Source organism: Oceanispirochaeta sp. M1 (assembly GCF_003346715.1).
GTDB lineage: Bacteria > Spirochaetota > Spirochaetia > DSM-2461 > DSM-2461 > Oceanispirochaeta.
In genome coordinates this window covers 40,999-47,816 of the sequence record NZ_QQPQ01000037.1, presented here as the reverse complement: position 1 = coordinate 47,816, position 6,818 = coordinate 40,999, and the positions used below count along the sequence as shown (strand labels likewise).

Genomic DNA, 6,818 nt, shown 5'->3' with positions numbered 1-6,818 from the left:
ATGTTCTTGCCCAGGAATTATTTCAATCCGCTTTTGAGGAGAATGGTTATCCCGATGTTTTTGTCCATTCAGATAATGGAAATCCGATGAAAGGGATTTCTCTGATGACACTGTTCTATGATCTTGGTATTAGCAATAGTTATTCCAGACCCAGAGTCAGTGATGATAACCCATTTATTGAGTCATGGTTCAAGACCCTGAAATATCATGTATCTTATCCGGGAAAATTCAAATCAATCGCTGAATCACGGGAATGGTTTGCCGGATTTGTCCATAATTACAATACAGCACACAGTCATTCCGGGTTAAATTTTATTACACCTTTCCAGGTAAGAAATGGGAACTATAAATCAATTATTATAAAGCGTAATAAGGCCATGATTAAAGCACAAAAAAAGAATCCTTTAAGATGGAGTAATCACGTAAAACAATTACCTGAAACCCACGTTGTTTACCTAAATCCATCTGCAGATACAAGGATTAAAATAAAAGCAGAAAAAGAAAGGAAATTCGCCAGTTAAATTTTATCATTATTTCAAAGAGCACACTTCAACTATGTTGACATATTCCGGTAGTTGCAATTTACAAAGAAATGAAAATAAGCAAGAAACTGGGTGTCTCTTTCTCGGCAATTAAAGCACTTCAATACAGGTGGTTGATGCACTATTTTAATACCAGGCCGGACCCCATTTCTGTCGCATTTACAAGGAAATTTCCATGTGAATCACAATTTGGCATGTGGTCAATTATGGGACCACTTATCATTTCCCAGCGCTTATTTGGTTTCACGACCAGGCTTGGGATATTAGTTGAACCGGGAGAAGAGACCGCAGATTCCACTGCTGGTATCAGGGTGCTAATGTTTGACAAGGTAATGGAAAAATATGTTGATGAAATGGAGCAGATCGTCCTTCCCGGAGCTGGCTTTGATCTAATGACTTTAAAATTTACAAAAGGAAAAAAGGTAAAGGTTTTTGAACTAGACCAGGTGAATACAGTAAATGTTAAAATTGAGACTTTGAACAAAGCAGGAATTGAGCACGACTGGATCAGCTATATCCCGGTTGATTATGCAAATGAATCCTGGGTCGATAATCTATTGAAAGCTGGTTTTGACAAAACAAAAAAGACCTTGTTTCTCTGGCAAAGTGTTTCTTTGTATTTAGATGCTGATACTGTCAAAGAAAATCTTAGGGCAATGGCTGATTTGTGTGTAGACGGAAGTATCATTGCTCAAGACTTTTACTCCCAGGTCTTTAGTTCAGGTGAATATTCAAAAGCAGCTAAATCTTTTTTGAGCATAATAGAAAAAATGGGAGAGACTTCGCAATTTGGTATAGATATGTCAGATGATCCTAAAGCAGCAGTGGAATTATTCTTAAAAGAATGTGGATTAAGAATGACAGAATATATTCAATTTGGTGAAAAAATAGATATCGAACCGTTTTACTGTATTGTTGAGTCAGAAAAAATGTAAGATCAAAGTGAATTACAAAAAATGTATTAAATATTCTCTATTATTTAAACTCAATGATCTATTCCCAAAGGAAGTGAACATGGAAAATTTAGAAATACGAAACTATGTGTTCTCGGACTGTGATGGTGTAAATGAACTTATTCGGGGAATCCAGAGAATCGAATTCGGCTTTACAGAAACAGAATTTCCTCAGCCGGAACTAAACAATATTGATGAATTCTACAGAGCCTCTGATGGGAATTTCTGGGTCGCATATCTCGAAGATACTTTAGTGGGGACAAGCGCATTATTGAATTTGGGTGGCGGGATTGCTAAACTCGGAAAAATGTTTGTGCACCCTGAGTATCGTGGAAAGCCTAGGCGGATAGCTCAGAATCTTCTTGATACAGCTTTCGATTGGGCAAAATCCATGAATTTCGCGTTCATTTGCTTCGAGACCACTCCCGAGCCCTGTGCTGCTCATTCTTTCTACCGTCGAAATTCTTTTATTGAAGTGGAATCATCAGATTTTCCGCCTGAATACAAGCTTTGTCCATACCCTTCCCGGTACTTTATGAAGAAACTCGAATCAAGGAGATGATAATTGAAATGTCAGAATCAAAAATAGGATTTGAATATTTAAATTACAAATTGCGAAAACCCCAAAATAAAGATGCTGCAAAATTGATCTCCATCAGCAATGATAATGAAACGATGGAATTTTATGGTAGTTCCGGCTCGTATATAAAAACAGAAGAAGAAGCATTGAAAGAGATTTCATGGATGACTGAATCTTTTAGTGATAATGCCGGAAGATGGATCATAGTCGAAAAAGAATCAGATGAGTATATCGGTGATATCGGATTCTTCAATTATAGCAAAACTCATAAGAGAATAGAGATTGGATATAAATTAGAAAAAAGCTATTGGGGAAAAGGTATCATTACTAATTTTATAGGATTATTATTGAAATATGCATTTGATAGTTTTGATAACAATAGAATTGAAGCACTGGTTGATGAAAGAAATATAGGTTCTAAAATCGTGTTACAGAAAAATAAATTCCAGTATGAAGGGAAATTGAGAGAATACGAATTTGAGAATAATAATTTTGTGAATTTAGAAATGTACTCTTTGTTAAGAGCAGATATAGAAACTCCAAAATGAAGGGCTTCTTTTTGAAGAGTATGGGTATAGTACTTTCTTTTGTGTATAATTCCGTTTATGACTCTTTCCATTGACGCCATAATACAAATTGCCGCCTTTTTCACAGGGATCAGCTCCCTGATTGTCCTCATCTATCTCTCTTTTCTGTCCCCTCACAAGGGTGTCCGAATTGGATTAATGGTCGTGTTCTTTCATGCGTTGAATTACTTTGTGGGGATTGCATTCAGTCTGAGTCATTCTATGGGACCCTCTCTGAAAAATATTCTGGCAGCGTTTCAGCTGCTGACAGTTCCTCTGTTGCTCTACAGCGTCTTGCGCCTGATTGAAGCACTCGGGAAGGTTTCTGTCAGGTTTTTCCGTCCTGCGGGAAGGGTGCTTCTTTTTATACTGACAGTGGCGGAAGTTATACTCTTTGTCACATCCTTCTCCCTCCCCATGCTCTCTCTGATTGTTTCTCTCCTGATCATGGTCTTCGCCCTCTATCTCTGGGCATATCTTTTTTGTATCAGAACCGGGAATAATCTTTCTCACAGAATACGTGTGACAGGTTTGATTGGATATTCTCTGATCATACCCTGGATGGTTTTAGAGAGAATGCTCCCCCGAACAAGGCAGATCCATCCAGCGGATGCGGTCTCCTTTCTCTTTCTGACCATTGCTGCCCTGATTTTCTCTATTCGATACATGTTGAATCGCAGCATCCCTTCAGATAGTGCAGAGGATGATGCCGCAACCCCTCTGGAAGTTCAGATGCGCTTCGGACTGACAGACAGGGAAACTGAGGTTATGCAGCTCCTGTCGGAATCCTGCTCCTACAAAGAGATTGCCTCCAGTCTGGGAATCTCCATGGCGACAGTCAAAACCCATGTCTCACGGGTGTACAAAAAAACGGGGGTCAGCGGCCGCTCGGAGCTGAAATACCGCTTCAGAGAGCCCCTTTAGCCTGTATCATACAAAAATCAACCTCTTTTATTCAGCATAGTCATACAAAGGCTGATAGGATTATTCCGCTCCTCTCTCTAATCTCAGATTAAAATTATGAGGAGTTCATATGAAAATCAAATCATTATTCGTTTTATTACTCACCCTGTTGCTATTTATATCTTGTGCCGGGATTTTCCCGCAGAAACAGAGTCCCCGGCAGGACGCGGAGAATCTGCTTCAGGAAGCCGTTGACCGCATAGGAATCACTGGCCTGAGTGCCGCTGTTGTGTATGAGGGAGAGCTGCTGTTTGCCCGGGGCTTCGGATACAGAAACACGGAAGGGGAGGCTGTGACAGAAGACACTCTTTTCCAGATCGGATCAGTTTCCAAAATCGTGACCGCTCTGGCTGTGATGAAACTGGCTGAAGAAGGTGTTGTCGATCTGGATGCGGATATCCGTCTTTATCTGAAAGACTTCAATCCAAAACTGCTGCGCCCTGATGATGCCCCAGTCACAATCCGGAATCTTCTGACTCATCATTCGGGAATCCCCAGTGATTACATGAAAGACTTTGAACTGACACAGTATGATCCGGACTATTTCATGAGTATGTCCGCTCTGCTCTCCCAAGAGTATCTCACCGGAGCACCAGGGACTGTGTTTGCTTACAATAATGCGGGATTCAGTCTCCTGGGAGAGCTGGTCGGGACCGTCTCGGGCATGACATATGCGGCCTATCTGGAGCAGAAGATTTTCCGACCTGCCGGAATGGACGATGCCCTAGTCTCACTTACAGATCGGAATACACCGGGAGTTTCCGGAGGATTCACGGCAGGAGAGGCGGAAGAACTGAAATTTATCAGAGATATTCCTGCTGGATCAATACTCCTCTCCGCCCGGGATATGGGAGCCTTCATGGATGAGCTGCTCTCCTGCAGCCGTGGTGAATCAGACCTGATTGTTCGGCCCGAAACCCTCCGTTCCATGTTTATCAGGCAGAACGGAGATGTTCCCCTGGATTATGATTTTGAGATAGGCCTTACATTCTGGCTGAAAGATTTCTACAACCGGCTCATGGTGGAGCACGGAGGCACAATCCCCCCTTTTCGTTCCTCTTTGAAGCTACTGCCGGAGGAGGGCATTGGTATTTTCCTTTCTGCCAATGACAACATTATCGATGATATTGCACTGAATTCTCTTTGTGAAGAAGTGCTGGCTCTGCTGATCGGTGCCGATCAGACTCCAACGGGGACAGCTGATCCCGAGAGGCATTCACTTGTACCCGGCGAGAAGGAAATTACCCGGAAAGCTGGTCATTACAATGTCGGGAACTTGGGACTCTTCAGAATGGAATCCAGGGAAGGGCAGTTATGGGCAGATTTCTCTCAAATGGGAATTCACGCACCCATCCTGTTCTCTTCAGACAATATCCTGGAAGTGGAGGGGAGCGGTATCCGCTTTATTTCCAGTTCTCCGGTAGGAGAAGAACCTGAGAATCTCTTCTGTTACTGGGGCAACTTTTTCATAGGTCCCGTTTTTCCAGTCACACAGTATTCTCTTCCAAATTCATGGAAACCGCGGATGGGCCGCTACATACCGGAACTGCCTGTCACGGTGGGTGTGGCACTCAACGCTGTCACACTCTCATATGATCCCGAAGCCGAAAGCATGATACTGACTCTCGATGTAATGGGGCAACAGACTCCTATGGCTCTGAATATTCTCTCGGATTCCCTTCTTCAGGTCCAGGGATATGGGCGCAATCTGGGATATGTACTGGAATACACAGGTTCACAGGAGACATTAAAATATGGAGGAATAAGATTTTTGAAGGTAGAATAATCAAGAACTAAACCATCTTACGGCCTGTGCAGTTGTGCCGGATATTCCATATTCAGAAATATCCGGCACTTCATATTTATAATAGCTTACCGGGCTTGATGGAACTCTGGCACTTGTATTCAACATCCTTCCGGTGCTTTTCATTGTTTGGAATAATTACTACAAAATACTTATTATTATGAGGAATAAATGGTAGTATTTTTGTAATGTGAAGCCTGATATTGTTATGGAGAAATGATGCTGGACTCTATAAAGAGTGTGTATTTTTTAAGTAAAAGTGTATTCCTGATTGAAAATATTATATTATTATATATTTTTTTAGAACCAAGGCGATCGCGGGTCTTCCAAGTTCTGGCGTATATTGCTGCATGGTTTACGACATTTTTAATGCACTCGTTGCTCTACTCTTTCAACCTCGATCCTTCGCTGCTTAGCTACATACTGGGCTCCTTATTCCTGGTTCCAAGTATCCTGATATTTAAAGAAACATTTCAGGCAAAAATCTTTGTCTTCTACATGATATTTTCTCTGACTCAACTTATATACCTTATCTTTACACATATAGACTATTTTTTATCTCCTGCAGTTCCAAAGACTTTTGTTTTGGCAGGCCTGATACTGGAACTGGCTGCCCTGCCGTTTGTAAAGCGGTATATGAAATCACCCATTAAAGATATCATTGGGATTCTAGATCAACATAATACAAGTTTTACATTGTTTCCTATCTTATCTTTCCTGTTACTGACCAGTTATGCTTTTCAACGAACATATCTTCTGTCTACTTTTATCACCTTGATATAAACTACAATATTGATTTTCTTTAGCTATTACCTGATTGCCACATCTATATCAGGAACCAGGCGTCACCAGGAACTTGAGCGGATCTCAATGACCGATAGCCTGACAGGCCTTTATAACAGGCGGTATATGGAGCAACAAATTCAGCAAGAATATAAGCGATATCAAAAAAGCGGTACGGAGTTCGCTCTGGTAAGCTCTGATATTGATTTCTTTAAAAATATCAATGACTTATACGGGCATGATTGCGGGGATTATTTACTGAAGTCAATCACAAAAGACATACGTAAATCGATCAGAACATATGATACCGTTGCTCGATGGGGAGGTGAAGAATTCCTCCTTTTATTGCCGGCAACAGACAGGGTACAAGCTATAACATTGGCTGAACGCATCAGAAAGACCGTGGAAGAGCATAGATATGAATTTGACGGCAGCAATCAATCAGTATCAGTGACATTAACTCTTGGTGTGTCTGTCGTAAATTCCGGGGATACAATAGACGGTATGATAAAGAGAGCCGATATAGCGTTGTATTATGGCAAACGGAAAAGCCGGAACTGTGTGATATCCTTTGATGAGATTAAAAAGTCATGATCAACGTGGGTAGGTCAGAATTGAAAATTATAG

The 6,818-nt window shown here is 41.2% G+C and carries 7 protein-coding genes; all 7 read left to right on the top strand.

What is annotated here, in order from left to right; translation table 11 throughout:
- Nucleotides 1-521, top strand: a 521-nt coding sequence (locus DV872_RS20545) for an integrase core domain-containing protein (RefSeq protein ID WP_147283228.1), incomplete at its 5' end; no start/stop codon positions are given.
- Nucleotides 522-592: 71 nt separating this feature from the next.
- Complete coding sequence (locus DV872_RS20540; RefSeq protein WP_114631846.1) at nt 593-1,477, top strand: SAM-dependent methyltransferase; 885 nt, start codon at nt 593-595, stop codon at nt 1,475-1,477.
- A 79-nt stretch (nt 1,478-1,556) separates the two neighbouring features.
- Complete coding sequence (locus DV872_RS20535) at nt 1,557-2,057, top strand: GNAT family N-acetyltransferase (protein WP_114631845.1); 501 nt, start codon at nt 1,557-1,559, stop codon at nt 2,055-2,057.
- 8 nt (nt 2,058-2,065) lie between these two features.
- Entirely contained in the window at nt 2,066-2,623 is a 558-nt protein-coding gene (locus DV872_RS20530) for a GNAT family N-acetyltransferase (RefSeq protein ID WP_158547086.1), read from the top strand.
- 57 nt (nt 2,624-2,680) lie between these two features.
- Nucleotides 2,681-3,565: a LuxR family transcriptional regulator gene (locus tag DV872_RS27190; protein ID WP_114631843.1), complete on the top strand. Its 885-nt coding sequence runs from the start codon at nt 2,681-2,683 to the stop codon at nt 3,563-3,565.
- Nucleotides 3,566-3,674: 109 nt separating this feature from the next.
- On the top strand, nt 3,675-5,390 hold the full coding sequence (locus tag DV872_RS20520; protein ID WP_114631842.1) for a serine hydrolase: 1,716 nt from the start codon (nt 3,675-3,677) through the stop codon (nt 5,388-5,390).
- An 810-nt stretch (nt 5,391-6,200) separates the two neighbouring features.
- Nucleotides 6,201-6,785 (top strand): GGDEF domain-containing protein, encoded by a 585-nt coding sequence (locus tag DV872_RS20510; RefSeq protein WP_147283227.1) that lies wholly within the window; start codon nt 6,201-6,203, stop codon nt 6,783-6,785.
- Nucleotides 6,786-6,818 lie beyond the last annotated feature (33 nt).